General features: G+C 60.5%; 23 protein-coding genes. 10 read left to right on the forward strand and 13 right to left on the reverse strand.

Annotation, left to right across the window (positions count from 1 at the left end; all coding sequences use genetic code 11):
- Window positions 1-190: 190 nt before the first annotated feature.
- From BT116_RS15355 to BT116_RS15390, 8 genes are all read right to left on the reverse strand, one after another.
- Window positions 191-1159, reverse strand: coding sequence for an ABC transporter ATP-binding protein (locus tag BT116_RS15355; RefSeq protein ID WP_072345273.1), 969 nt, complete (start codon window positions 1157-1159; stop codon window positions 191-193).
- Window positions 1159-2148 carry an ABC transporter ATP-binding protein gene (locus BT116_RS15360; protein ID WP_072345275.1) on the reverse strand — a complete coding sequence of 330 codons (990 nt, stop codon included), beginning with the start codon at window positions 2146-2148 and terminating at the stop codon, window positions 1159-1161. Before BT116_RS15360 ends, BT116_RS15355 begins: the two co-directional genes overlap by 1 nt.
- Before the next feature lie 2 nt (window positions 2149-2150).
- Window positions 2151-3032 carry a D,D-dipeptide ABC transporter permease gene (ddpC, locus tag BT116_RS15365; RefSeq protein ID WP_072345277.1) on the reverse strand — a complete coding sequence of 294 codons (882 nt, stop codon included), beginning with the start codon at window positions 3030-3032 and terminating at the stop codon, window positions 2151-2153.
- A gap of 1 nt (window position 3033) precedes the next feature.
- A complete protein-coding gene (locus BT116_RS15370) occupies window positions 3034-4050 on the reverse strand; it encodes an ABC transporter permease (protein ID WP_072345279.1) in 1017 nt (338 codons plus the stop codon).
- A 76-nt stretch (window positions 4051-4126) separates the two neighbouring features.
- Window positions 4127-5707 (reverse strand): ABC transporter substrate-binding protein, encoded by a 1581-nt coding sequence (locus BT116_RS15375; protein ID WP_072345280.1) that lies wholly within the window; start codon window positions 5705-5707, stop codon window positions 4127-4129.
- A gap of 161 nt (window positions 5708-5868) precedes the next feature.
- Entirely contained in the window at window positions 5869-6408 is a 540-nt protein-coding gene (gene ddpX / locus BT116_RS15380; protein ID WP_072345282.1) for a D-alanyl-D-alanine dipeptidase, read from the reverse strand.
- 38 nt (window positions 6409-6446) lie between these two features.
- Window positions 6447-7301: a MurR/RpiR family transcriptional regulator gene (locus tag BT116_RS15385; protein WP_072345284.1), complete on the reverse strand. Its 855-nt coding sequence runs from the start codon at window positions 7299-7301 to the stop codon at window positions 6447-6449.
- 266 nt (window positions 7302-7567) lie between these two features.
- On the reverse strand, window positions 7568-8947 hold the full coding sequence (locus tag BT116_RS15390; protein WP_072345286.1) for an XAC2610-related protein: 1380 nt from the start codon (window positions 8945-8947) through the stop codon (window positions 7568-7570).
- Between the two features lie 155 nt (window positions 8948-9102).
- Here BT116_RS15390 and BT116_RS15395 point away from each other — a divergent pair, with 155 nt between their 5' ends.
- Window positions 9103-9732, forward strand: coding sequence for a LysE family translocator (locus BT116_RS15395; protein ID WP_072345288.1), 630 nt, complete (start codon window positions 9103-9105; stop codon window positions 9730-9732).
- A gap of 63 nt (window positions 9733-9795) precedes the next feature.
- Window positions 9796-10476 carry a class I SAM-dependent methyltransferase gene (locus BT116_RS15400; protein WP_072345290.1) on the forward strand — a complete coding sequence of 227 codons (681 nt, stop codon included), beginning with the start codon at window positions 9796-9798 and terminating at the stop codon, window positions 10474-10476.
- Window positions 10477-10752: 276 nt separating this feature from the next.
- Here the strand turns inward: BT116_RS15400 and BT116_RS15405 are convergent, their stop codons facing one another.
- Both BT116_RS15405 and BT116_RS15410 read right to left on the reverse strand, forming a co-directional pair.
- Entirely contained in the window at window positions 10753-11991 is a 1239-nt protein-coding gene (locus BT116_RS15405) for an OprD family porin (protein WP_072345292.1), read from the reverse strand.
- Between the two features lie 119 nt (window positions 11992-12110).
- Window positions 12111-13394, reverse strand: a complete 1284-nt coding sequence (locus BT116_RS15410) for an MFS transporter (protein WP_170845948.1) — start codon at window positions 13392-13394, stop codon at window positions 12111-12113.
- Window positions 13395-13656: 262 nt separating this feature from the next.
- On the opposite strand from BT116_RS15410, the gene BT116_RS15415 reads away from it, so the two are divergent.
- The 8 genes from BT116_RS15415 to BT116_RS15450 all read left to right on the forward strand — a co-directional run bounded on the left by BT116_RS15415 (window position 13657) and on the right by BT116_RS15450 (window position 22572).
- Window positions 13657-14604, forward strand: coding sequence for a LysR family transcriptional regulator (locus BT116_RS15415; RefSeq protein ID WP_072345296.1), 948 nt, complete (start codon window positions 13657-13659; stop codon window positions 14602-14604).
- 92 nt (window positions 14605-14696) lie between these two features.
- Complete coding sequence (locus tag BT116_RS15420; RefSeq protein WP_072345298.1) at window positions 14697-15488, forward strand: putative hydro-lyase; 792 nt, start codon at window positions 14697-14699, stop codon at window positions 15486-15488.
- A 39-nt stretch (window positions 15489-15527) separates the two neighbouring features.
- Window positions 15528-16061: a hypothetical protein gene (locus BT116_RS15425; protein WP_072345300.1), complete on the forward strand. Its 534-nt coding sequence runs from the start codon at window positions 15528-15530 to the stop codon at window positions 16059-16061.
- Window positions 16062-16119: 58 nt separating this feature from the next.
- Entirely contained in the window at window positions 16120-17040 is a 921-nt protein-coding gene (locus BT116_RS15430; protein WP_072345302.1) for a LysR family transcriptional regulator, read from the forward strand.
- An 871-nt stretch (window positions 17041-17911) separates the two neighbouring features.
- Window positions 17912-19291 carry a UDP-glucose dehydrogenase family protein gene (locus BT116_RS15435; RefSeq protein ID WP_072345304.1) on the forward strand — a complete coding sequence of 460 codons (1380 nt, stop codon included), beginning with the start codon at window positions 17912-17914 and terminating at the stop codon, window positions 19289-19291.
- 177 nt (window positions 19292-19468) lie between these two features.
- Window positions 19469-20176 carry an HPP family protein gene (locus BT116_RS15440; protein WP_072345306.1) on the forward strand — a complete coding sequence of 236 codons (708 nt, stop codon included), beginning with the start codon at window positions 19469-19471 and terminating at the stop codon, window positions 20174-20176.
- 134 nt (window positions 20177-20310) lie between these two features.
- Window positions 20311-21417 carry an enoyl-CoA hydratase/isomerase family protein gene (locus tag BT116_RS15445; protein WP_072345308.1) on the forward strand — a complete coding sequence of 369 codons (1107 nt, stop codon included), beginning with the start codon at window positions 20311-20313 and terminating at the stop codon, window positions 21415-21417.
- Between the two features lie 3 nt (window positions 21418-21420).
- Window positions 21421-22572: an acyl-CoA dehydrogenase family protein gene (locus tag BT116_RS15450; protein ID WP_072345310.1), complete on the forward strand. Its 1152-nt coding sequence runs from the start codon at window positions 21421-21423 to the stop codon at window positions 22570-22572.
- Window positions 22573-22794: 222 nt separating this feature from the next.
- Here BT116_RS15450 and BT116_RS15455 read toward each other — a convergent pair whose 3' ends face one another.
- Genes BT116_RS15455 through BT116_RS15465 form a run of 3 tightly spaced genes read right to left on the reverse strand, consistent with a single transcriptional unit; the run spans window position 22795 to window position 25906 of the window.
- Window positions 22795-23568: an enoyl-CoA hydratase gene (locus BT116_RS15455; RefSeq protein WP_024617255.1), complete on the reverse strand. Its 774-nt coding sequence runs from the start codon at window positions 23566-23568 to the stop codon at window positions 22795-22797.
- A gap of 13 nt (window positions 23569-23581) precedes the next feature.
- Window positions 23582-24709 carry an acyl-CoA dehydrogenase gene (locus tag BT116_RS15460; protein ID WP_072345312.1) on the reverse strand — a complete coding sequence of 376 codons (1128 nt, stop codon included), beginning with the start codon at window positions 24707-24709 and terminating at the stop codon, window positions 23582-23584.
- A gap of 9 nt (window positions 24710-24718) precedes the next feature.
- Complete coding sequence (locus tag BT116_RS15465; RefSeq protein WP_072345337.1) at window positions 24719-25906, reverse strand: acetyl-CoA C-acyltransferase; 1188 nt, start codon at window positions 25904-25906, stop codon at window positions 24719-24721.
- Window positions 25907-25919 lie beyond the last annotated feature (13 nt).

Genomic DNA, 25919 nt, shown 5'->3' on the forward strand with positions numbered 1-25919 from the left:
CTGCATGGACGGACCGTCAGCAAAGCTGGATCGAGAGCCCAGTTCGATGCGATCAGCCCCGTCAAAAAAACATATCCGCATAGGCTGCCAGTCCCGGGCAGGAGGATGAAGGAGCAGTCTAGATGATTATCATGCAGACCCTGCTACAGGCCACTGATAAGTCCGGTGCGAAAACGGTGAAGTCAGTGACTCAATCCTGTAAATGACATCGCACACGCTGCAACTCATCGCCCAGCAAGGCCTGAGGCTTCTCGCAGCCAGTGGTGCATAGATTGCACCGTTCGCGGAAGAAGCAGCCGCTCGGTAGTCGGCGGTTCCCTGGTAATTCGGTCGGCGCCGCGACTTGCTCGTCGTGCAGTGGCGCGCCCAGTCGAGGTACCGCCTCGAGCAACAAACGGGTATAGGGATGACGTGGCTGATCAAGCACTTGAGCCACGCTACCCAGTTCAACGATTTGCCCCAAGTACATCACCGCTACCCGATTAGCCATATGACGCACCACGGATACGTTGTGAGAAATCAGGATGTAAGTCAGATTGCGGGCTCTTTGCAGCTCTGCCAGCAGGTTGAGAATCTGCGCCTGAACCGAGATATCCAGCGCCGATGTGGGCTCGTCCAGGACAATGATATCCGGGTCTGACGAAAGGGCTCGGGCGATGGCGATGCGTTGACGCTGCCCACCGGAAAACTGATGCGCGAAGCGGTCCAGATATTCCGGGCGGATGCCGACTTGGGCCGCGACCCTGGCGGCTACATCGCGCATCTGCGCATGGCTGACATGGCCTCGGGCGTATAACGGCTCGGTGATGATTCTCCAGATAGGCAGGCGCGGATCAAGGGACGACTGTGGATCCTGGAAAACAATCTGAACGTTCCTGCGACCTTCGCCGCTGCGATTGGCCCAATTCATCTCCCCGCTGCTGGGCGGCAGCAGGCCCATCAACAGCTGGGCCAAGGTGCTCTTGCCGCAACCTGACTCGCCGACAACCCCCAGGGTCTCGCCTGCCCGCACCTGAAGATCAATACCGTTCAAGGCGTGCGCATATCCACGCGGTCGCCCCAACCAGTCATTGCTCACGGGGAAACGAACGTGAACATCGTCAAGTTGAAGAATCGTGGGAGCCATTTGGGTGATGGGTTGAAGGGCGGCACTGTTCATCACGAAAGCTCCTTGACCGGTAGCCAGCACGCGCTTTTACGTTGGTCATTACCGTTGATAGTGTTGAGATTCGGGCGCTTGCTACAAACCGGCATGGCGTATGTACACCGCTCCTGGAAAGTACAGCCCACGGGCAAAGAGGCCAGGTTCGGCACCTGACCGGGAATGGTCAGCAGCGGCTGGCCTGGCTCGACCATTTCCGGCAGACCATTGAGCAAACCTTGCGTATAGGGATGTTGCGGATTTCCCATGACATCGGCCGTGCAGCCCTCCTCGACCACTGCCCCTGTGTACATGACGTAGACCCGGTCGCAGAACTGCGAAACCAATGCCATGTCATGGGTGATGAGCAAAATGGCCGTGCCCCGCTGCCTGGCTTTTTCTCGCAACAGCAACAGCACCTGACGTTGCACGGTCACGTCGAGGGCCGTTGTCGGCTCGTCGGCAATCAGCAATTGGGGTTCGCAGGAGAACGCCAGCGCGATCATCACCCGCTGGCGCATGCCGCCAGACAGCTCGAAAGGATAGCTCTCCAATACCTGTTCCGGACTGGCGATGTGCATGTCGCGCAACAGTGCGATCGCCTTGAGACGGGCTTGGGCGACGCTGATCTTCTGGTGATGAATGATCACATCGAGCATTTGCCTACCGATGCGCCGGGTCGGGTTCAACGCGGTCATCGGCTCCTGGAAAATCATCGCGGCGTCGCGCCCACGAATCGTCAGTAACTCTTTTTCAGGCGCTGCCAGCATGTCACGACCGAGCATGCTCAGGCTGCCGGCGGTGATGCGATAGCTGCGCTCGGGCAACAATCGCATGCTGAGCATGGCCGTGACCGACTTGCCCGATCCGGACTCGCCGACGACGCCGACGATTTCCCCGGGATTGACATGCAGCGACACGCCGTTCAGCGCCTTGACGTTGTTTTTGTAAGCCGGGAATTCCAGGCTCAGGTTATCGATGGACAATACCGGACTCGACGTCTGCATGGTCACTTCCCCTGTTGCCGTGGATCGAGCAGATCGCGTACGCCATCGCCCAGCAAGTTGAACCCGGTGGCCGTGATCAGAATCGCCAGGCCTGGAAAGGTCGAATACCACCAGTTATCGAGGATGTAGTTGCGCCCGGTGGCGACCATCGCGCCCCACTCGGCCGTAGGCTGCTGCGCTCCCAGGCCGATAAAACCCAGGGCCGACGCCATGAGGATCGCGCTGCCAATATCCAGGCTCAGTTGCACCAGCAATGGCGGCATTGCGTTGCGCGCCACGTGCCAGTGCACCAGGTGCCAGCGCCCTGCCCCGAAGGTTTGGGCGGCCTTGACATAACCCATCTCGCGGATGCTCAAGGCTTGGCCGCGGGCTAGCCGGACATAGGACGGAATTCGTACAAGCGTAATCGCCAGCATCGCGTTGAACAGGCTCGCGCCCAACGCAGCCGCCAAGGCCATGATCAGCACCAGCGATGGCACCGACAGCATGATGTCCATCAGGCGCATGATCAATGCGTCGAAACGACCACCGATGACCCCGGAAAAGCACCCCAGCAACCCGCCGATAAAACAGGATGCAAAAGCCACGAACAGACCGACACCCACCGACTGCTGGCTACCGAACAGCACGCGGCTGAACAGGTCGCGGCCGACTTCGTCGGTGCCGAACCAATGGGTGCTGGATGGCGGCGTCAGGCGTTCGCCCAAGTTCAGCGCGTTGGGATCGTGGCTGGCGAGCAAAGGGGCGAAGATCATGCACAGCAAGACGACACAGGTGATCGCCAGGCCCGCCATGGTCAGCGGACTGCGGCGGACGCGGTAGGTCAGATAGGCGATTTTTTCGTTCCAGCGCGGGCGGCGCGTGGCCATCAGAGTAGCGGACATTTCAACTTACCTCGCCGATGCGTGGGTCGATCACGCGGTACACAATGTCGATGGCCATGTTCAGCAGCACATAGATGAACGAAACCAGAATGGCGAAGCCCATCACCGCCGGGAAGTCCAGCGACTGGATCGACTTGACGACATAGGCGCCCATGCCGGGCCAGGCGAAGACCGTTTCGGTCAGCACCGCGCCATACAGCAAATCTCCGAGGGTCAGCCCAAGGACCGTCACCGAAGGGATGAGCGCGTTAGGCAGTGCGTGGCGCAGGATCACAGTCCATCGGGACAAGCCGTAGGCGCGGGCGGTGCGGATATAGTCTTCGCCGAGTTGATCAAGCATGGCTGAACGAATCTGCCGGGCGACGACGCCCAAGGTCACGAATCCCAGGGTCGCCGCCGGCAGAACCAGATGTTCGACGGCATCGAGAAACAGCGCGCCCTCACCGGCGAGCAGCGAGTCGAGCAGATAAAAACCACTGATTGTCGGCGGCGGAGCAAGCCCTTCGGACAGTCGCCCTCCTCCCGGCAACCAGCCCAGATGTCCGTAGAACAGAACGATTGCGCCGAGGCCGAGCCAAAAGGCCGGCGTCGAAATTCCGGTGACTGCAAGCGTGCGGGCGATCTGGTCAATCGCCCGATTGTGATAAACCGCTGATAGCACGCCAAGCGGCACGCCGGCCAGGATCGCAAGCACCAGCGCTACCAGCGCCAGCTCCAGTGTCGCCGGGAAGAACGTCTGCAAGTCTTCCAGAACGGGACGGCTGGTGCGTATCGAGGTTCCCAGGTCTCCCTGCACCAGGTCCATCAGGTAACGACCGTATTGTTGATACAGCGGCAGATCCAATCCCAGTTGATGACGTATACCGGCCACCAATGCATCACTGGCCCGGTCGCCAGCGATCAATCGAGCAGGATCACCCGGGATCAAATGCGAAATTGCAAAGGTAATCAGCGAAACGCCGAACACGACCAGCAACAGGCCGAGCAGGCGCTTGCGCAACAAAGTCAGGAAGGCCATTTTGGCACCTCGGTAACACCCGCGACGAAAATCAGAAGCCGCGCCAGCCACGAATGGCCAGCGCGAGGGAGCCGGTTTACTTGCTCATACTGCCCAAGTTGAACACCTGTTCGAGCATGGGGTTGAACACGTAACCCTTGACCGAATCACGCATCGGCAAGGTGTAGCTCTTCTGGTAGAGGTAGGCGTAGACGCTGTCCTTGAGCACCATTTTCTGCGCGCTCTGGTACAGCTCGACGCGCTTCGCGGTGTCGCTATCAGCGGCGGCTTCTCGAATCAGTTTGTCGACTTGCGGGTTGCTATAGAACGAGCGGTTGCCCTGCAAGCCCTGCATCTTGGAGTCGAACCAGAAGTTCATGAACATGTACGGATCGGCAAAGTCCGGGCTCCAGGCACCGACCGCGATGTCGTAGTCCGCCTGGCCGACGCGCTCACGCAGCGTGGCGTTGGCTAGCTTTTCCAGCTTGAGGTTGATGCCCAGTGGCGCCAATGCAGCTTGCAGGGTCAGGCCGATCGGTTCCCAGTTAGGATCCTTGTCCGAATACATGTAGCTGAGGTTGGTGATTTTCTGCGACGTTTTGGCGAGGCTTTCCTTGGCGGCTGCCATGTCCTGCTTCATCGGCGGCAACGAGCTGTCATACGCCCACATGCCGTCCGGGATTGGCCCGTTCAGGAGCTTGGCCTTGTCCCTGAGAATGCCTTTGACGATGCCGTTGTAGTCCACCGCTTCGGTGATCGCGCGACGTGCATCGACGCTGGTCAGTGGGCCTTTTTTGTTGTTCAGGTAGAGATAGGTGACCCGTAGCGACGGGAACTCCTTCACCGCCACGCCGGGCTTGCTGGCAAGAACGCCGAGCTGGTCTTCGGGCATGTCTTCGATGATGTCCAGGTCACCCCGCTCCAATTGCAGGCGACGTACGGAGGGCTCACCGATGATTTTGATGACCACGGTTTTCAGCGCAGGTTTGGGGCCGGCGAAGTAGGTGTTGGGCTCCATGGTCAACGACTGGCCTTTTTGCCAGTTGCTCAAGCGGAAGGGACCGGAGCCTGCGGTGTGGCTCGACAGCCAGGCATTGACGTCCGCGCTTTTATTGACCACAGCGGGGTTGATGATCGACGCGCCATTGTGGGCCAGGGTAAACAGGAACGGCGAGAAAGGCGTCTTCAGGGTGAACCGGATAGTCTGCGGGTCGACAACCGCGACCACCATGTCCTCCGGAAATGCACCGGAAGGTCCCTGCTTGAGCGTCATCAAGCGATCAAAGGAAAACTTCACCGCGGCGGCATCTACAGGGGCGCCGTCGTCAAATTTGTTACCAGGTTTGATTTTGAATTCCCAGACCAGATTGTCCGCAGAAACGGTCCAACTTTCGGCCAGGTCACCCTGAACTTCGGTGCTGCTTTTGTCGCCTTCGACCTTGTAGCCAACCAGGCGCTGGTACGACGGGTAGGTAATGGTCCAGTCGTTGTTATCGAAGGTCACGGCCGGGTCGAGGGTCTGGGGATCAGCGGGTTTGCCGATGACCAGCGTGTCTTGTGGTACAGCCGCTGTCGCGGCCTGCCAGGCACCAAGGCTCAATGCACTGCACAAAACGCTCAGCAATAGCTTGCCGGCGCCGGGAAAGGATTTGCTGGTCACGGTGCTCATTGGGTTCATGCCGGTTTCCTTGATCATTCGATAGAGGGAAGTACGTCAGGTTTTTTATAAAAGCTATAACCGGGCAGTTGCAGGTGAAACGTAAGTAACGCTGTCTTGTTATTGTTATCAGCCGCACTGAGCGTGGGCTGCGCGGTGCTATCTGTTGGTGAGTCAGTGGTTTAAACGTCATCCAGCAAGGGGTAATCGTCGGCATTCGGAAGTTCGTAATGCCACCACTCGGTGGCAATCGTCTCGAAGCCGGCGGCGAGCATGATCCCCACCAGCAGCAGTCGATTGCGTTGCACGTCTACTGGCAAACCGGGATGGAACTGGTGGGATTTCTCTTCCATTGCGTCGAATTCAGTCCCCATATCCAGCGGCTCGCCATCAGCACCGACCAGCGTCAGATCCACCGCCACACCACGGCTGTGATGGGAGCCCAAATGTGGGTCACGCACGTAGTCGTTGTTTGGCAGTGCGTCCCACAGCAGGTACTGAGCGTAAGGCGGCCTATAGGCGTCATAGATGCGAAGGGTAAGGCCGGCCTGACGCGCGAGCTGACTGGCCTTGGACAAACACTCGGCAGCCTGGTGATGTAACAGGCAACGCGCATCTGGATAAATCACTCTTCCTGCCAGGTTGTCTGCACCGGCGTAGATCAAATCGATTTGCACCTGGTAGCGCTGGGCATCGATCTCTACAAGGGGGCTGTTGTTCACGCCAATACTCCAGTTGGGATTCGGTGGGACGATGAGGATCAGCCTTCGAACTGACCGAAAGCTTTTTGCAATTGACGGTTCCTGGCCAAGCGCTCATCGAGCCGATCCCCGTATTTCTCAGCGACGGCCGACACGATGAGATTTAACAGGCAGGCCAATGGCGCAGGTGAATCCCAGAACTGCCCGACATCGGTTTTCAGTTGCAAGAGGTCAAGTGGGTAGTCCCTGGCCCAGGGGCATTGCAGGTCGGTGATCAGGGCCAATGGGAGGTTGTTATCTATGGCCGTGTCGCAGAAAGTCTGAGTCACGCTGGAATAAGCGCGGAAATCCGCAATGATTGCGTAGGGATTCGCAAAGCCGGAATTCAGGGTTTCTGCGTAGATGCCGGACAGACCATCGACGTAGTAGACCTTGGGCCGGATGTACTCGAGATGGCTATGGAACGCTGTGAGAATCCCTCGAGTGGACTGAATGCCGAGGATGAACACTGCATCGGCTTCGTAGATACGTTGCACGATATCGGCGAAGGCGTCGCTGCGTGCTAGACCGTAGACATACCGAATGGCCTCGATCTCACGACTCAGGGAACGATCAAGAGCATCTTGCTGAGTGCTTTCGGCACGAAAGGCGCCGATGCGATCAGTGATAAGCCACGACGTGGGTGTTTCAACGCGCAGGCTCTGTTTGATTTCATCGATGTTCTGGTAACCAAGGGATCGAAAAAAGCGCCCTACGGAAATCCCAGTGGTGGAGGTCTGCTGCGCGATGCTATCGGCCGACTCGAACGGAAGCTGTTCTGGGTTGCCCAACAGATAACTGGCGATCCGCTTGCCAGTCGGGGTCAGGTTGGAGAACTCTCGCTCCAGCAGTTGCAGGAAGCTGTTCTTTTCCATGGTTTCAGAGCTCCCGCACGCAAAATGTTACTGCGCTGTCATTAATTTCTATCGTGTTAAAACAATAACATTCGAGTTCGAAGCAATACAATGACTATTTTCAGCAGGCGTCCTGCGGGTGATTGTGCTGGGTCTCGATGAATGAGCCGGGTACAGGTGGAGGCAAGTGCGGCTTCGGTGCCCCCGGACCTCAAGTCGGAAGCCGGCAAGCATTGTCTGGCGACCGGGTCATCGTCGACAGCGATGCGTCCTGACGGATGCTGTGTTCACTGCTTCAAATACACCCCAGCCAGCCCCTTCTGCGAATCCGGCCCAGCGTTGTTTCCAATGACCGCGAAGCCTTTCACCAATTGAATGTGATACGGAGCGTTTTTCTCGGAGACTTGCGGCTCGCGCACGATGATCAGGTTTTCGCTTTCCATCGGTACGATGTGATGCTCGGTCACGCCGCCCTTCAAGGTCACGCTCAATTCCGCGATTTCTTTTCCGTTGGCGTCGCGGTCCGGCAGGATCTTCAAGTCCAGGTCGGCGTCGCGCCCCAGGGCGTCCTGGCGCATCTGGTAATGGCCGCTGCGCTGGTCAGCGTCGACGTCGTCGATCTTGTCGCCATCCAATTCCCGTTCATCATCGTGCAGCAGGATCGCCAGCTTGCCGTCGTCGCCCTGAATGCCGCTGACCCAGGTGCCGGTGTGATTGTAGGGTTCGACGGTTTCCCGGGAGATCCGCCAGGTACCGGTTTGACGACCGTCATCGGCGTATTCGTGGAGGCTGATGAGATCGTCATCGGCGTCGTCCCGTGTTCCTAGCAGCTTGATCGCGTCGCCAGCGCCAGCCTGGGTGTAGCGCACCTCGCCAATGATCACGGTTCCCTGGACCTGGTACCAGAGTTCTACCGGGGTCCTGGCGTCGAGGGTTCCGGCAAGAATCACCGGATCCTCCTTTTCCGGACCTTCCAGGCTCGATTGTTCGAGCCACTGGCCATCTTTCAATTCACCGGTGGTGCGTCGCGTGTAGCCGCTGGGCATGCTGGTATTTTCGCCCTCCTCGGTCGGCTGGATTTGCTCCTCGGTGTCTGAGTGAAGCAGGACCAACTCATCGCCGCGCATTTTCCAGTGGGTGGCGCGAGTCCAGCAGCAGTCGCGGTCGGTTTGCGAAAGCAGGACGCCGTCCAGCGGGCTGACGGAGAACATGCCTTTGCTGTCCTCCTTTGCCAGGCCCGTCAGCGCAGGATTGAGGACCCATTGGGTTTTCTGCGGTTCTTGCAGGTAGACGTCGAACGCCGGTTTGTAACTCGCGTCGGGATCGTTGCCGTTACGAATCGCCAAGTCCAGGCGGCCATCGAAGTTGAAGTCGTCGAAGTACAGCAGGCTCTGGGGGCCGAGTAACCAGTTATCGACCTTGCCGTTGCGGTCCACGGGCACATTGCCGGCGGGCGTCTGCAATTGCTGCAGGGCTTGTTGGGTGGCGTTGTCGCGAATGGTGATAAAGGCGCGGGCCAGTTGATGCGGGTCTTCCGGCGGCTCCGGGAACAACACTTCGACCAGGTATTGGCCGCTGCGATCATTCACCGAAAACGCCCTTGGCTCGGCCATGACCGGGGATACCAGCGTCATGGAAACAAGCACACTGCTGACGAGCGAACGCATCCACCCACTTCCTTGCTGAAATTCGGGCCAGCAGTTTAGCGATTACCTTGATGCATCGCGAGAAACGACTGTTGCTATCAGATTGGCCCGGACTGTAACTGACGCCCTCCTCGTCATTCACTTACTGTCGTGGCTCACCCCACGGAGTGATCCCCATGCCGGATACCGCCAATCTCTACCTGTTCGTGGTTGCTGTTGTGCTTCTGCTGATCGTCCCAGGACCCAACATGGCCTTTGTCACCAGTCATGCGCTGGCCCACGGCTGGCGTGCCGGTATTGCCGCCGCCCTTGGCATTTCCTTTTCGGACGTGCTGATGACGATGATGGTCAGCGCGGGCATTGGTGCGCTGGTGATGAGCTGGGCGCCGGCGTTCGACATCCTGCGCCTGGCCGGGGCTGGTTATCTGCTGTGGCTTGCCTGGCAAGCACTGAGAACGCCAGCAGCGACTCAGGATAGCCAGCTCCAGGTGGCTTCGCTGTGGAAAATCTTCTGCCGGGGCGCCCTCAACAGCCTCTTGAATCCCAAGGCGCTGCTGTTCTTCATGGTGTTCCTGCCCCAGTTCGTCAACGTCAAGGCTGGAGGCGTCAGTGTGCAGTTGATTTTCCTGGGCGCGTTGCTGGCGCTGATTGCACTCGTCTTTCATACGCTGTTGGGTGTTTGCGCCGCTCAGCTCAGGGCGAAGCTGGCAAGCGGCGGGATTTCAAGGCGCCTGGGCACGTATGGTTTTGCCGGGGTCATGGCAGCGCTGGCCGCACGCCTGTTGTTCCTTGACCGCCCGCTTTGACCACTGGCTTCCCTGCGCCAGCGATTGGCCTATGCTTACCCAATCCATTGCGGAGCTGGATCAATGTCGTCCTCGGAAACCGCCCTCCTTCAAAGCTGGCACCACAATGCCCAATCCTGGATCGAAGCCATCCGCACGGGGGCCATCGAAAGCCGGCTGACGGTCACGGACCAGGCCATGCTATTGGTGGTGCAGAGCCGCCAGCCCGAGCGCGTGCTCGACTTGGGCTGCGGCGAAGGCTGGCTGTTGCGGGCGCTGGCTGACAGGGGCATCGAAGCGGTCGGTGTGGATGGCGACGCGACGCTGGTCGAAGCGGCCCGGGCGGCGGGTTCCTCGCCGGTGCATCTGGCAAGCTATGACGCGCTGGTGGACACGAAGGTGGACGTTGGCAGCGGCTACGACCTGATCTGCGCCAACTTCGCCCTGCTGCACCAGGACATCATCCCGTTGCTCGCTGCGATGAATGCCCTGCTCAGCCCAGGTGGCGCGCTGGTGGTTCAGACGCTGCATCCATGGACCGTGGCGGGGGGCGATTATCAGGACGGTTGGCGAGAAGAAACCTTTGATGGTTTCAAAGGCAAATGGCAACGTATGCCGTGGTACTTCCGCACCTTGTCCAGTTGGCTCAATGCCCTGGACATGGCCGGTTTCCGATTGGTGCTCTTGCAGGAACCTCAGCACCCACAAAGCCCGGTGCCGCAGTCGTTACTGCTGGTGGCCGAGCAATCCCCGTCATGGCGTTAGCGACTCGACGGTAAAACACCCCGAGCGATACACCCTGCGCGCCTGCAGTCCGCGCTTTTGCAGGGTTTGTAATCGATCAGCGGCGTGGCATGGCGTATCAGGTAAATCACAGCGACAGCTCCCTTATTTTGTCTTGAAAATCCCTTTCGAAGCGCACCTGTATACAGGCAACGACGCCATTGATCGAGTGCAATGCTCCTTTTATCCAAGGAGTGATGACCCTGTGGCGAGGGAGCCAGTTGTTTTGCCACAGGATCGGTTTTACCGGCGATCTCTTTACCAAAGCGCCATCGTGTAGCTGACGATCAACCGGTTCTCATCCAGGTCGTTGCCAAAATTCGAGCGCACCGTTGCGTTGCGCCATTTCAAGCCGAGGCCCTTCAAGGTGCCATCCTGTACCACATAGGCGATATCCGTGTTGCGCTCCCATTCCTTGCCTTCGCCCGGTGCGCTGCGCTGGACGTTGTCGCCGGTGATGTAGCGAGTCATGAAGGTCAACCCGGGTACGCCAATAGCCGCAAAGTTATAGTCATAGCGCGCTTGCCAGGAGCGCTCGTCGATGTTGGCGAAGTCGCCGATCTGTACAAAGTTGACCAGGTAGGGATCGCTGCGTCCGATGTACGGGAACGGATCGTCGCCGCTCATGCGCTGGTAGCCCAGGCCCAACGCATGGCCCGCCAGGCTGTAGGTGAACATGGCGCCGAAAGCCTGGTTGTCGAGTTCGCGAAAACTGCCGTCTTCGGTGCTGCGCGAATAGCGCACGTCGCTCTTGAACGACTGGCCTGCGCCCAGGTCCAGGGTGTGGACGAAGCCGAGGTAGTTCTGCTGGTAGATGTCTTCCAACAGGCTATAGCGGTATTGCGCCGTGAGGTTCGGCAGGAACTGATAGTCGGCGCCGGCGAACTGGAACTTGTCGCTGCTGCCGCCGATGCGGTTGGCGGTCATGTCCTGGTAGTCGGTGGAGTCGACAAAATTGATCTGCGTGAGTTGCCCGGCGGTCAGCTTCAAACGATCGATTTCCTGCACGCTCAACAAGCCGCCCTTGAAGGTTCCCGGCAACAGGCGCGTGTCGTTGGAACTTACCGCAGGGTCCTTGATCTGCAAGGTTCCCAGCTTCAAGGTGCTGTTGGACACACGGACTTTGGCGGTCAGGCCCAGTTCGCCATAGCGGTCTTGCGAGCCGCCAGACTGATCCGCTGGCAGCAGGTTGGTGCCCGCCGTACCGCCCCCGGAGTCCAGTTTGAAACCGGCCATGCCCAAGGCATCGAGGCCCAAACCCACGGTCCCGGCGGTGTATCCCGACTCCATCCGCAGCAGAAAGCCCTGCGCCCATTCTTCGGCCTTGTCCCGTGCCCCTTCCTGGCGGAAGTCGCGGTTGAAGTAGAAGTTGCGGGCCTCCAGGCTGCCTTTGCTGTCGGCGATGAAGTCGGCCTGGGCGTTCGGCACGCCGATCAGGCTCAGGCCCAGCAACGTACCGGCGGGGGTATAAAACCAGGTGGATGTGAAATGCCCCATGGCATGCTCCTTTTTTATGGACGCGAGCGAACCCTCTCGGGGGCGTTGCAATCGCGTCCGATGGTTGTTGTTTTAAGGGTTGTAGCGGCGTCCGCGCTGTGCACGGACGTCGCGGGTGGTCAGGACTCGAGCTGCCTGCCGCGGGTTTCCGGCAGGCTCAACGCCGCCAGGATCACCACACCATAGGCGCCGGCCGCAAACACGCCGATCCCGGTGCCGATGGGCAAGGTGTTGCTCAACGCGCCGATGAACAATGGGAATAGCGCCGCGATGGAACGCCCGGCGTTGTAGCAGAAGCCCTGCCCCGACCCGCGCATGCGGGTGGGAAACAGCTCGGTCAGGAATGCGCCCATGCCGGCGAAGATGCCCGAGGCGAAGAAACCCAGTGGAAAGCCCAGCCAGAGCATCCAGGTGTTATCGATTGGCAATTGGGTGTAGGTCAGGACGATGGCCATGGACCCGACGGCGAACAGGATGAAGTTCTTCTTGCGGCCGATGGCATCGGTCAGCAACGCACTGGTCACGTAGCCGATGTAGGAACCGACGATGACCATCGCCAGGTAGCCGCCCGTACCGAGCACACTCAGGCCGCGCTCGGTTTTCAGGTACGTCGGCAACCACGTAGTGATGGCGTAGTAACCGCCCAGCGCACCGGTGGTCAACAGCGAGGCGCGCAACGTCGTGCTGAGCATCCGAGGGGCAAAGATCTCGAAGAAGGCCCAGCGAGAGCCCAGTTCCGGCTTGGCCTGGCGCTGCCGCACCGCATGTTCGAAAGTGTCCGACTCCTTGACCAGTCGACGGATCACCAGCACAAACAGCGCCGGCACCAGGCCAATCATGAACAACGCCCGCCAGGCGTCTTCCGGCGGCAGGAAACTGAACAACCCGGCATACAACAGCGCCGTCAGCCCCCAGCCCAGCGCCCATCCGGCCTGCACCATGCCCACCGCTTTGCCCCGGTCCTGGGCGCGGATCACCTCGCCGATCAATACCGCCCCTGCGGTCCATTCACCGCCGAAGCCAAAGCCCATCAAGGTCCGGGCCACCAGTAATTGCTCGTAGTTCTGCGCCAGCCCACACAGGAAGGTGAAGAATGCGAACCACAGGACCGTCAATTGCAGGGTCCGTACCCGGCCGATTCGGTCGGACAGGATCCCGGCGATCCAACCGCCGGCCGCCGAGGCCAGCAGCGTGCAGGTGCCGATCAAGCCGGCGTCGCCCTTGGAAATACCCCAGGTCGCGATCAGGGTCGGGATGACGAAGCTCAGCATCTGTGTATCCATGCCGTCTAGGGCATAGCCGATCTTGCAGCTCCAGAATGTACGTTTTTCATTTTTCGACAGGGGACCGTACCAACTGAACGGGCCCGTGCGCCCTGTCCCGGTGGTTACGCAGTCAGTCATGGTCTTTTCCATGGAAGGTTCCTGCGGCAGCAAGCGAAGATGACGGACACGCCTCGTTATTTTTTTGTGAAGGCGTTGTCGTTGGGGATGCGGACGCAGTGGCTGCGTCGTGGAGCGGATTCTTGGTGGCGGATCGGCACAGCGTCAAACGGGAAAAACACCAGATGGGACATAAGAAAATTTGATGCCCCAACGGCCCGATCTGGAGTGACAATTGCAAAACAATTGCAACATAAGAACCACCCGCACCTAGAGAGCCCTCATGAACCTCAAATTCCTCGAAACCTTTGTCTGGGTCGCCCGGCTACAGAGTTTCAGCCTCACCGCCGAGAAGATGTTCAGCACCCAGGCGGCGATCTCCAGCCGAATCGCCTCGCTGGAAGAGGAGTTGGGCCTGCGCCTGTTCGTACGGGATTCGCGCGGGGTTTCGCTGACCCCCGAAGGCCTCAAGGTGCTCGACTACGCCGAGCAGATGCTCGAAGTGCAGCGGGCGTTGAAGCAGTCACTGGATACCACCATTGCGCAGCAAGGCCTGGTGCGCATCGGCGTGATGGATACGGTGATCCACACCTGGCTCAGCCCGTTGATGTCGATGCTGATGCAAGCCTTCCCCGCCGTGGAAATCGAAATCACCGCCGATGCCGCGCGCAATCTCTGTGACCAATTGCAAAAAGGCTACCTGGACATCGTGTTCCAGACCGATCTGGTCCGCCACGAAAGCGTGCGCAACCTGGAATTGGGTCACTACCCCATGCACTGGATCGCCGCCAGCCAGTCGATCTATGCCCGCCCCTACGCGTCACTAGTGGAAATGGCCGGCGAGCGCATCATCACCTTCGTCAAGCATTCGCGGCCGCATCAGGATGTACTCAACCTGTTGTACGCCCATGGCGTGAATGCGCCACGGGTCAGTTGCGTCAACTCGGTGTCGGCCATGACCCGATTGATTCGCGACGGATTCGGCATCGGCGCCCTGCCCGCCGCCCTGGTGGCCAAGCCCCTGGCCAGCGGTGAATTGATCCAGCTCGAACCCGGCACCGCCCTGCCCCAACTCGACGTCGTCGCCTCGTGGCGCGCGGGTGTCGGCCTGGAACTGGTCGAGAACATCGTCCAGATGAGTCGCCAGGTGGTCAGCCAATACGCCGTTGATGTCGGGCCACAACGCATGGTTGCGGCTCCCGGGCTGAACGGCCAACCATCTCTTGAATAACTTTTAGTTGTCACGGGGTAGCAATATTCCTTGTTGGACGTCATCCCCACGGTGTTCTCAAAGTAGCGAACGAACGCTTGGAGAGCCCCGTAATGATGTCCTTCGAACAACTGCAGCAATGCACACCCCTGGCCCTGCGCCAAAACATCGCCGCCGGTCAGTACCAGGGCCATACCAGCGGCCTGGGCCAGGGCCGCGTGCAGGCCAATATCGTGATCCTGCCCGGCGACTGGGCCAATGAATTCCTGCGCTACTGCACCCTCAATCGCCAGGCTTGCCCGGTGCTTGACGTGACCGAGCCAGGCGATCCGTTCTTCCGTAACCTGGGCGCCGCCATCGATATCCGCCACGAGGTACCTCAATACCGGGTCTACCGCCACGGCGAGTTGAGCGAAGCGCCGCTGGACATCGAACACCTGTGGCAGGACGACCTGGTGGCCTTCGCCCTCGGTTGCTCGTTCTCGTTCGAACAACCCCTGCTGGAGGCCGGCATCCGTTTGCGGCACATTGAGTTGGGGCGCAATGTCGCGATGTTCCAGACCGACATCGACACACGCCCCACCGCCCGCCTGTCTGGCAAAATGGTGGTGACCATGCGGCCGATGAAAGCCGCCGCGGCGATCCAGGCGATCCAGATTACCGGGCGCATGCCCAACGTTCACGGCGCCCCGGTACACATCGGCGATCCGTCACTGATCGGCATTCAATCCCTGGACTCGCCGGATTACGGCGATGCCGTGCCGGTGGAAGCGGACGAGATCCCGGTATTCTGGGCCTGCGGCGTAACGCCTCAATCGGTGGTCCAGGCCTCACGTCCACCGTTGTGCATCACCCACGCCCCTGGCTGCATGCTGGTGACGGACTTATGGAACAGTGACTTGTAAACCTCGGACGAGGCCGCTATCAACTTGAAGGGACACACGATGAACACCGCTCAGCAATCGATTCAACAATACATCAGCGCCAAGGACGGCAACCGGCCTCACCTGCTGGATCAGGCTTTTACGCCGACTGCTACGCTGCACATGAACGTGCGCACCGGTTCCATCACGTTTCCCGACCACGTCGAAGGCCGTACCGCCATTGGCGACGTGTTGGTCAGTCGCTTTGGCCAGACCTTCGAAAACGTCTACACGTTCTGCCTGGCCGCCCCGCCGCCGGCAAACGCCGAGGCGTTCCAGTGCAAGTGGCTGGTGGCGATGTCCGACAAGAACAGTGGCGAGGCACGCGTCGGTTGTGGCCTGTATGACTGGCAGTTCGATCCGGCGTCGAGCCTGGCCGAGCGACTGACCATCACCATCGAACACATGAAGACCCTGCCGGCAACCGATCTGCCAATGATCATGGCCTGGGCATCGCGGCTGGAGTACCCATGGTGCCAGCCTGAAGCGGTTCTCGATAACGTCCCGGATTCAGGCGCGCTCCAGGATGTTATCCGGTACCTGGAAGATCTTTGATCAGGCCGCCCGTGCGCTTTCAGGAGTCTTGCATGACTGTTTCAAGGAATCGCCCCAAGTGAACATCAAGTTTCTCGAAACCTTCGTCTGGGTCGCCCGCCTGAAGAGCTTTCGCCTCACCGCGGAAAAGCTGTTCACCACCCAGGCGTCCATTTCCAGTCGGATCGCCGCCCTGGAGGATGAAATGGGCGTGCGCCTGTTCGTGCGCGATTCCAAAGGTGTGTCGCTGACCTCCGAAGGCCAGCGCGTGCTGGAATACGCCGAGCGCATCATGGACACCATGCAAAGCATGAAAGCGGTGATCAAGGATCCGCGCCAGGTGCGCGGCCGAATCCGCATCGGTGCGATGGATACGGTGATCCACACCTGGCTCAGCCCCTTGGTGACGCGCCTGATGGAATGTTACCCAGCCCTGGAAATCGAACTGTCGGCCGACACCGCGAGCAACCTGTGCTCGCAACTGGAAAAAGGCTACCAGGACATCATTTTCCAGACCGACATCCTGCGCCTGGACAGTGTACGCAACGCGCTGCTGACCTGTTACCCGATGCACTGGGTGGTGCGTACCGGCTGCGCCTATGACCGGTCCTATGCGTCGCTGGAAGACTTGTCCCAGGAACGCATAGTGACCTTCTCGCGCAACTCTCGCCCCCACCAGGACATTCTCAACCTGCTGCATTCGGCCAACATCGTCTCGCCCCGCATCAACTGCGTGAACTCGGCCTCGGCCATTACCCGCCTGGTTCGTGACGGCTTTGGCATTGGCGCCATGCCCGCGGCGCTGGTCGTCGGCGAACTGGCCCAAGGCACATTGACCTTGGTGGACGGCGTACCGCTGCCATCAGTCATGGACATCGTCGCCAGTTGGCGGACCGGTGCCGGAATGGAACGGGTGGAAGACATCGTCAGCCTGACCCGGGAGGTGGTCGGCGAATTCGTCGCGCAATTGCCTGCTGCCTACCGACTGGATGCGATTTGAGTTTCAGTAGCGCAATCCCGCCATGACGGCAGCCAGCTGTTCTACGGCATCAGACGCTTCCTGAAAGTCAGGGCTGTCATCCTCATTGTCATAGCTTCCTGCCCGATCGATGTACTGCACGACCAGGCCGTCTCGTCGAGGAATGAAGAGAAAGTCCTGAGCCCTGATTGCATACTTGATTTCCGGTTGCTGAACGAGCCGGGCCGTTTGCCCACGAATCGCGACAATGTCCGGATCGTTGAACAGTGCCTTTGCGCCGTAGCCCGTAGCCCGTAGCGTTGATGATTGTTTTCTCGGGCAGGCTCAACAGCTCCTCCGCGCTTTCAAATGGCGGATATGAATCTTCCCTCCCGCTGCCAGGAAGTCCGACAACAAGAGGCGAGCATAGCTATTGATGTTGAACAACACCGCGATGTGTCGGTTCGCCCTGTGGAACCGTTACGCCTATAGCCTGAGGGGCCGCTGATGCTAAAGCCAGCGTGGCACCCATGCCTTGAAAGAAATCGCGTCTTTTCATGCGTCATGATCACCTTGGGGAAGCATTTGAGAGTCACCCGCCAGCGCGCTCTTCCTGGATCGAAGCACTGATTTAGCAGAGAGCGTGCGATTGCCACGATTGTGTTGAATGAGATACCCAAGAGGAAATGAGCAGATTCCGATAGGTGCGTGAGACGTTTCTTTAAAGGGCCAAGCGTTTCATCGTCAGCGACTAAGACCAGCCGTCGATTGATCCAGGCCACCTTCAGTTGAGGCCCCAGGGGCCGCGCCTGTCAGCGAATTGCAACATCCCCGACTTACTCTGGACCGAGCGCACGGCGGCGAATGGCTGGTTGTGCATGTCGCCCGCTCGGAAAGATCCAGGGAGTTCGCCATGAAAATCAGCGTATTCGGAAGTGGTTACGTAGGCTTGGTGCAGGCTGCCGTGTTGGCCGAAGTGGGCCATGACGTAGTGTGCATGGACATCGACGAGCGCAAGGTCGACAGCTTGCGCCAAGGCCAGGTGAGCATTTACGAGCCTGGCCTGGCCGCGCTGGTGCGTGAAGGCCTGGAGGCTGGCCGCTTGCATTTCACCTGCGACGAACAGCTCGCCGTGCAGCACGGCCAGGTGCTGTTTATCGCCGTGGGCACGCCTTCCCGGGACGATGGCAGTGCCGATCTGAGCCAGGTGCTGGCCGTCGGCGAGGCCGTCGCCCGCTACCGCGAGCAACCGCTCATTGTGGTGGAGAAGTCCACCGTGCCCGTGGGCACCGGCGACGTTCTGCGGGCGCACATCGACAAATGCCTGCTCAAGGCCAGTCGCCTGCTGCAGTTCGATATTGTTTCCAACCCCGAATTCCTCAAGGAGGGCTCGGCGGTCGCCGATTGCCGTCGTCCGGATCGTATCGTGATTGGCTGCGAGCGCGATGAAGTGCGCGAAACCATGCGCGACCTGTACGCGCCGTTCAACCGCAACCACGACCGGGTCCTGTTCATGGACCTGCGCAGCGCCGAGCTGACCAAATATGCCGCCAACGGCATGCTGGCGACCAAGATCAGTTTTATCAACCAGATCGCCGAACTGGCCGAACACCTGGGGGCCGACATCGAGTCCGTGCGCCTGGGCATCGGCGCCGACTCGCGCATCGGCTATCACTTCATCTACCCGGGATGCGGCTACGGCGGTTCGTGCTTTCCCAAGGACATGCGTGCCCTGATCCACACCGCCGAGCAGGCTCATTGCTCCAGCGACCTGCTGCAAGCGGTGGAAGCCATCAACGGGCGGCAGAAACACAAGCTGTTCGAGCGGATCAACGCGTTCTACCAGGGCGACCTGCGCGGCAAGACCTTCGCCCTCTGGGGCCTGGCCTTCAAGCCCAACACCGACGATATGCGCGACGCACCGAGCCGCACCTTGCTGGAATCGCTTTGGGCGGCGGGTGCCAGCGTCCGCGCGTTCGACCCGGAGGCGATGCAACAGACGCAATTGCTCTACCCCGACGAGCCCCGACTCATGCTGATGGGCACGCCGGAATCGGTGTTGCCGGGAGCCGACGCATTGGTCATCTGTACCGAATGGCAGCCCTTCAAGGCGCCGGACTTCGACCTGATCCAGCAACGGCTCAAGGCCCCGGTGATTTTTGACGGTCGTAACCTTTTCGATCCGGAGCGCATGGCCGACAAGGGTTTCACCTATTTCCCGATGGGGCGCGGGCAGTCGAGCAACCTGCCTATCGCCCAGCAAACGTGGTTCCCGGCTTCGAGAAGCGCGTGACCTGTGGGCGTTACCTCAAAATTAATGCACTCAACCAGCATTAATATGAATTTGTAAGCAAGAGTTGTGAGCGGCACACTGTGCACCGTTCCTCCCCCAACTGTTGGAACACTTAAAGGGCTTTCTGGGACTCCCCCGTAAGCCCCTTTTTTTGTTCGTTTTTTGGATTTTCGCTTAATGCTTTCTCGCTGGTTCCCCGCCGCCATCAATACCCGTCCCACCGAGTGGAGCCGCGCCGCCATCGGCATGGCGCTGGGGACGATGTTCAGTGTCTGGCTTTGTGGCCAGGTCTTCGGCCTTGAGGTAGCGCAACACCTGATCGGCCCCCTCGGCGCCTCGGCGGTGCTGTTGTTTGCGGTGTCATCGGGCGCCCTCGCCCAGCCTTGGTCGATTGTCGGCGGTTACCTGTGTGCGTCGGTCGTCGCGCTGCTGGTGGCCCATGTACTGGGCCGAACGCTGGGTAGCGCCTGCCTGGCGGCGGGCATGGCGCTGGTGTTGATGTGCTGGCTGCGTTGCTTGCATCCGCCGGCAGGCGCCCTGGCGGCGACGCTGGTGCTGGCCGCCCCGTCTATCATTGCCTTGGACTGGCAAGCCGTTGGTGCGGCGATGCTGGCCGGTTCCGGCTTGCTGGCCTTTGCGCTGGCCTATAACAACCTGACGCGGGTGCGCTATCCCAAGCGTGCCAGCGAACCGCTGGCCGTCATACCGGCTGACCACCCTCCCGTCGACCGCCAGGCGATCACCGCCGAAGACCTGAAACTGGCCTTGGTGGAAATGGAAGCATTCTTTGACGTCACGCCGGAAGATCTCGAGCAGTTGATCCACGCCAGCGAGCGAAATGCCAAGCGCCGCAGCATCGCGGAGGTTCTCTCCAGTCGCGGCTAAGCCTATGGCTGCTATAAATATGCAGAAAGGACCTGCACGTATCCCGGTTGTGCAATGCAAATTTGCACTGTTACGATCCTGAATAGGTACGCGCGACACAATTCATAAAGAAGAATAAAAGCAGGGAGTTAGCGATGACAGCTCAGGTTTCATCACATGCTGCGGGGACCCTCGACACCGCCGCCTATGAGGTGCTGGTCGACGTTCGCAATCACATTGGCCATTTGACCCTGAACCGCCCCGCCGGCCTCAATGCCCTCACCCTGGGCATGGTGCGCAGCTTGCAGCAACAACTCGATACCTGGGCCCTGGACCCACAGATCCGCGCCGTGGTGCTGCGTGGCGCGGGCGAGAAGGCATTTTGCGCCGGCGGTGATATCCGTTCTTTGTACGACAGCCACAAGCAGGGTGACACCCTGCATGAAGATTTCTTCGTCGAGGAGTACGCCCTCGACCTGACGATTCATCACTACCGCAAACCAATCGTCGCCTTGATGGATGGCTTCGTGCTGGGCGGCGGCATGGGGCTGGCACAAGGTGCCGACCTACGGGTGGTGACCGAGCGCAGCCGCCTGGGCATGCCGGAAGTCGGCATCGGGTATTTCCCGGACGTGGGCGGCAGTTACTTCCTGCCGCGCATTCCTGGCGAACTGGGGATCTACCTGGGCGTCAGCGGCGTGCAGATCCGCGCGGCCGACGCCTTGTATTGCGGGCTGGCCGACTGGTATCTGGACAGTCGCAAGCTTGAACAGCTCGATGCGCGCCTCGATCGCCTGGAGTGGGGTGATACGCCACTCAAGGACCTGCAGAGCCTGCTGGCCAAACTCGGTGTGCAACAGCTGCCTGCCCCGCCCCTGGCCGATCTGCGGCCAGCCATCGATCATTTCTTCGGCCTGCCCGACGTGCCGAGCATGGTCGAGCAGTTGCGCCAGGTCACCGTCGCCAACAGCCATGAATGGGCAATAAAGACCGCCGACCTGCTGGATGGCCGCTCTCCCCTGGCCATGGCCGTGACCCTGGAAATGCTGCGGCGCGGTCGGCATTTGAGCCTGGAAGACTGTTTTGCCCTGGAACTGCATCTGGATCAGCAATGGTTCGAACGCGGTGACCTGATCGAAGGTGTACGCGCCTTGCTGATCGACAAAGACAAGAACCCGCGTTGGAACCCGCCGACCCTGGAGGCGCTGGACGCCGACCATGTGGCGAGTTTCTTCGACGGCTTCGACGACCACGGGAACTGAGCCATGCATGACCTCGAACTGACCGAAGAACAAGTGATGATCCGCGACATGGCCCGGGACTTCGCCCGTGGTGAAATCGCCCCCCATGCCCAGGCGTGGGAAAAGGCCGGCTGGATTGACGACGGCCTGGTGGCGAAGATGGGTGAGCTGGGCCTGCTGGGAATGGTAGTGCCGGAAGAATGGGGCGGTACCTACGTCGATTACGTCGCCTATGCCCTGGCCGTGGAGGAAATCTCCGCAGGCGACGGTGCTACCGGCGCACTGATGAGCATCCACAATTCGGTGGGTTGCGGGCCGGTGCTGAATTTCGGCACCGACGAACAAAAACAGACATGGTTGGCCGATCTCGCCAGTGGCCAGGCCATAGGCTGCTTCTGCCTGACCGAGCCCCAGGCCGGCTCCGAAGCCCACAACCTGCGCACCCGGGCCGAACTGCGCGATGGCCAATGGGTCATCAACGGCGCCAAGCAGTTCGTCAGCAATGGCAAGCGAGCGAAACTGGCGATCGTGTTTGCCGTGACGGACCCGGAACTGGGCAAGAAAGGCATTTCAGCGTTCCTGGTGCCCACCGATACGCCGGGTTTCATCGTTGATCGCACCGAACACAAAATGGGCATCCGCGCCTCGGACACCTGCGCGGTCTCCTTGAGCAATTGCACCATCCCCGAAGCCAACCTGCTGGGGGCTCGCGGTAAAGGCCTGGCCATCGCCCTGTCCAACCTGGAAGGCGGCCGCATTGGCATCGCGGCGCAAGCCTTGGGCATCGCCCGCGCGGCGTTCGAAGCGGCGCTGGCTTACGCGCGTGATCGCGTACAGTTCGACAAGCCGATCATCGAGCACCAGAGCATCGCCAACCTGCTGGCCGACATGCACACCCGCATCAACGCCACCCGCCTGCTCATCCTCCACGCCGCCCGCCTGCGCAGCGCGGGCCAACCTTGCCTGTCAGAAGCCTCCCAGGCCAAGCTGTTTGCCTCGGAAATGGCCGAGAAAGTCTGCTCCTCGGCCATACAGATTCATGGTGGGTATGGGTATCTCGAGGATTATCCGGTGGAGCGTTACTACCGTGATGCGCGGATTACCCAGATCTATGAAGGATCGAGCGAGATACAGCGGATGGTCATCGCCCGGGAGTTGAAACACTACCTGGTGTGATTAGCATCGCGAGCAAGCTCGCTCCCACAGGGACTTTGGTCGATCTCCAATTTCGGCTCCACACAAACCCAATGTGGCGAGGGAGCTTGCTCCCGCTGGCCTGCGAAGCAGGCCTCTGCATTTTTTCAGCTGAACCGCATGATCCGGTTGGCGACTGCTACGCAGCCGAGCGGGAGCAAGCTCCCTCGCCACGGGTTATGGGGTGTCTGGGCTGACGCCGCCTTACTTGTCCTGGAACTCCGCCGCGCGCTTGGCCACGAATGCCGCCATGCCTTCCTTCTGATCTTGTGTCGCAAACGCGGCGTGGAATACTCGCCGCTCAAAACGCACGCCTTCGGACAGGCTGACCTCAAAGGCGCGGTTGACGCTTTCCTTGACCATCATGCTGATGGGCACCGACTTGGAGGCGATCAACGCTGCGGTTTTCAGCGCATCGTCCAGCAGTTCATCGGCCGGCACGATCCGCGCGACGATGCCGCAGCGCTCGGCTTCTACCGCGTCGATAAAGCGCCCGGTCAGGCACATTTCCATGGCCTTGGCCTTGCCCACCGCCCGGGTCAGGCGCTGGGTGCCGCCCATGCCCGGCAGCACGCCGAGGTTGATTTCCGGCTGGCCGAACTTGGCATTGTCGCCGGCCAGGATGAAGTCGCACATCAACGCCAGCTCGCAACCACCGCCCAAGGCAAAACCGTTCACCGCCGCGATGATCGGCTTGCGACGGTTGGCCACGCGGTCGCTATCGCTGAACAGGTCGTCCAGATAGATCTGCGGGTAGGTCAGCTCGGCCATTTCCTTGATATCGGCACCGGCGGCAAAGGCTTTTTTCGAGCCTGTCAGCACGATGCAGCCAATCTTCGGATCAGCCTCCAGGCTATCCAGCGCCTGGTTCAGTTCGCTAACGATCTGCGCATTCAAGGCGTTCAAGGCCTGGGGACGGTTGAGGGTGATCAGGCCGACGCGGTCCTTGATCTCCAATAAAATCGTTTCGTAGCTCATGCAGGACTCCTGTTCAAAGATTGCGCGAAATGACCATGCGCTGAATGTCGCTGGTGCCTTCGTAGATCTGGCAGACCCGCACGTCGCGGTAGATGCGCTCCAGCGGGAAGTCGTTGAGGTAACCGTAGCCGCCCAGGGTTTGCAAGGCCATGGAGCAGACTTTTTCAGCCATTTCCGAGGCGAACAGCTTGGCCATGGAGGCCTCCACCAGCGCTGGCTGGCCGCTGTCTCGCAGGGCTGCGGCGTAGTGCACCATTTGCCGGGCCACGGCGATCTGGGTCGCCATGTCGGCCAGACGGAACGCCACGGCCTGGTGTTCGATGATCGGCTTGCCGAAACTGGCGCGTTCCCGGGCATAGTCCCGGGCCGCTTCGAAGGCCGCGCGGGCCATGCCCACCGCTTGCGCCGCGATGCCCACGCGCCCGCCTTCCAGGTTCGCCAAGGCGATCTTGTAGCCCTCGCCCTCCTCCCCCAGGCGATTGCCCACCGGCACCTTCAAATCCTCGAAGAGGATCTGGCAGGTGTCGGAGGCATGCTGGCCGAGTTTGTCTTCGACCCGCGCGACGCTGTAGCCCGGCGAATCGGTCGGCACGATGAACGCACTGATGCCACGCTTGCCTGCGCTCGGATCGGTCACCGCAAACACAATCACCACCCCGGCGTTCTGCCCGGAGGTGATGAACTGCTTGCAACCGTTGAGCACGTAATGATCGCCCTCCAAGCGCGCCCGCGTCTTCAGGCTGCTGGCGTCCGAACCGGCCTGGGGCTCGGTCAGGGCAAACGCGCCGAGCATTGTGCCGCTGGCCAGGGGCGTGAGGAATGTCGCCTTCTGCTCTTCGTTGCCGAACTTGAGGATCGGCACGCAGCCCACCGAGTTGTGCACGCTCATGATGGTCGAGCACGCGCCGTCGCCAGCGGCGATTTCCTCCAGGGTCATCGCGTAGGCCAGATAACCGGTGTCACAGCCGCCCCACTGCTCCGGCACCAGCATGCCGAAGAAGCCCAGCTCGGCCATTTCATCGATGGCTTCCCGGGGAAAACGGTGCTCGCGGTCCCATTCGGCGGCGAACGGTTTCAAGCGTTCCTCGGCGAACTGCCGGGCCATGTCGCGGATTTGAGTCTGTTCTTCAGTCGCAAGCATGGTAATTCCTTAATACAGGCATTCGACGGCCATGGCCGTGGCTTCGCCGCCACCAATGCAGATCGCCGCGACGCCGCGCTTGAGACCCTTCTGGCGCAGGGCTGACAGCAGGGTCACGAGGATCCGTGCGCCAGACGCGCCAATCGGATGGCCCAGCGCACAGGCGCCGCCGTGAACGTTGACCTTGTCGTGGGCAATCTCCAGCTTGTCCATGGTCACCAGCCCGACCACGGCAAAGGCTTCGTTGACTTCGAACAGGTCGACTTGATCCAGCGACCAACCGGTTTTGTGCATCAGTTTCTTCACGGCACCAATCGGTGCGGTGGGAAACAGGCTCGGAGTATCGGCAAACGCCGCGTGACCGTGGATCACCGCCAGGGGCTTGAGGCCACGCTGGGCAGCCTGGCTCTGGCGCATTAGTACAAGGGCTGCGGCACCATCGGAAATGGAACTGGCGTTGGCCGCCGTCACCGTGCCGCCCTCGCGGAACGCCGGTTTGAGCGAGGCGATCTTGTCGATCCGCGCTTTCGGCGGCTGCTCGTCGTGGCGAATGGTCACTTGTTCCTTGCCGACCATGACCTGCAACGGCACGATCTCGGCATCGAAACTGCCGTCCTTGATCGCCTGCTGGGCGCGGGTGGTGGACGCAATGGCAAAGGCATCCTGGGCCTCACGACTCAAACCGTTGGCTTCGGCGCAATCTTCAGCGAAGGTGCCCATCAGCCGACCTTTGTCGTAGGCGTCTTCCAGCCCATCGAGGAACATGTGGTCAAGCACCCGGCCATGGCCCATCCGGTAACCGCCGCGGGCGCGATCGAGCAGGTACGGGGCGTTGGACATGCTCTCCATGCCGCCGGCCACCACCACTTCGGCGCTGCCGGCGATGAGCATGTCGTGGGCCAGGATCGTCGCTTCCATGCCCGAACCGCACATCTTGTTGAGCGTGGTGCAGCGGGTCGACTTGTCGAGCCCGGCGCCCAGTGCGGCCTGACGTGCCGGTGCCTGGCCCTGGCCGGCGGCGAGCACGCAACCGAACAGCACTTCTTCAACCGCCGCCGGCGCGATACCGGCCCGCTCCACGGCGGCCTTGATAGCGGCGGCACCGAGTTGCGGGGCAGTGAGGCTTTTCAGTTCGCCCTGGAAACCGCCCATGGGGGTACGGACGGCGCTGACGATGACAATAGGATCGTTGGACATCATGAATCCTCCT

The organism is Pseudomonas sp. NFACC16-2 (assembly GCF_900119205.1).
GTDB classification, from domain to species: Bacteria; Pseudomonadota; Gammaproteobacteria; order Pseudomonadales; family Pseudomonadaceae; genus Aquipseudomonas; species Aquipseudomonas fluorescens_Q.

Bases quoted from the DNA above. Each gene is read 5' to 3' on its own strand.
- BT116_RS15355 (WP_072345273.1), bottom strand. From the start codon at position 1,159: ATGAACAGTGCCGCCCTTCAACCCATCACCCAAATGGCTCCCACGATT.
- BT116_RS15360 (WP_072345275.1), bottom strand. From the start codon at position 2,148: ATGCAGACGTCGAGTCCGGTATTGTCCATCGATAACCTGAGCCTGGAA.
- ddpC (WP_072345277.1), bottom strand. From the start codon at position 3,032: ATGTCCGCTACTCTGATGGCCACGCGCCGCCCGCGCTGGAACGAAAAA.
- BT116_RS15370 (WP_072345279.1), bottom strand. From the start codon at position 4,050: ATGGCCTTCCTGACTTTGTTGCGCAAGCGCCTGCTCGGCCTGTTGCTG.
- BT116_RS15375 (WP_072345280.1), bottom strand. From the start codon at position 5,707: ATGAACCCAATGAGCACCGTGACCAGCAAATCCTTTCCCGGCGCCGGC.
- BT116_RS15385 (WP_072345284.1), bottom strand. From the start codon at position 7,301: ATGGAAAAGAACAGCTTCCTGCAACTGCTGGAGCGAGAGTTCTCCAAC.
- BT116_RS15390 (WP_072345286.1), bottom strand. From the start codon at position 8,947: ATGCGTTCGCTCGTCAGCAGTGTGCTTGTTTCCATGACGCTGGTATCC.
- BT116_RS15395 (WP_072345288.1), top strand. From the start codon at position 9,103: ATGCCGGATACCGCCAATCTCTACCTGTTCGTGGTTGCTGTTGTGCTT.
- BT116_RS15400 (WP_072345290.1), top strand. From the start codon at position 9,796: ATGTCGTCCTCGGAAACCGCCCTCCTTCAAAGCTGGCACCACAATGCC.
- BT116_RS15405 (WP_072345292.1), bottom strand. From the start codon at position 11,991: ATGGGGCATTTCACATCCACCTGGTTTTATACCCCCGCCGGTACGTTG.
- BT116_RS15410 (WP_170845948.1), bottom strand. From the start codon at position 13,394: ATGACTGACTGCGTAACCACCGGGACAGGGCGCACGGGCCCGTTCAGT.
- BT116_RS15415 (WP_072345296.1), top strand. From the start codon at position 13,657: ATGAACCTCAAATTCCTCGAAACCTTTGTCTGGGTCGCCCGGCTACAG.
- BT116_RS15420 (WP_072345298.1), top strand. From the start codon at position 14,697: ATGATGTCCTTCGAACAACTGCAGCAATGCACACCCCTGGCCCTGCGC.
- BT116_RS15425 (WP_072345300.1), top strand. From the start codon at position 15,528: ATGAACACCGCTCAGCAATCGATTCAACAATACATCAGCGCCAAGGAC.
- BT116_RS15435 (WP_072345304.1), top strand. From the start codon at position 17,912: ATGAAAATCAGCGTATTCGGAAGTGGTTACGTAGGCTTGGTGCAGGCT.
- BT116_RS15440 (WP_072345306.1), top strand. From the start codon at position 19,469: ATGCTTTCTCGCTGGTTCCCCGCCGCCATCAATACCCGTCCCACCGAG.
- BT116_RS15445 (WP_072345308.1), top strand. From the start codon at position 20,311: ATGACAGCTCAGGTTTCATCACATGCTGCGGGGACCCTCGACACCGCC.
- BT116_RS15450 (WP_072345310.1), top strand. From the start codon at position 21,421: ATGCATGACCTCGAACTGACCGAAGAACAAGTGATGATCCGCGACATG.
- BT116_RS15455 (WP_024617255.1), bottom strand. From the start codon at position 23,568: ATGAGCTACGAAACGATTTTATTGGAGATCAAGGACCGCGTCGGCCTG.
- BT116_RS15460 (WP_072345312.1), bottom strand. From the start codon at position 24,709: ATGCTTGCGACTGAAGAACAGACTCAAATCCGCGACATGGCCCGGCAG.
- BT116_RS15465 (WP_072345337.1), bottom strand. From the start codon at position 25,906: ATGTCCAACGATCCTATTGTCATCGTCAGCGCCGTCCGTACCCCCATG.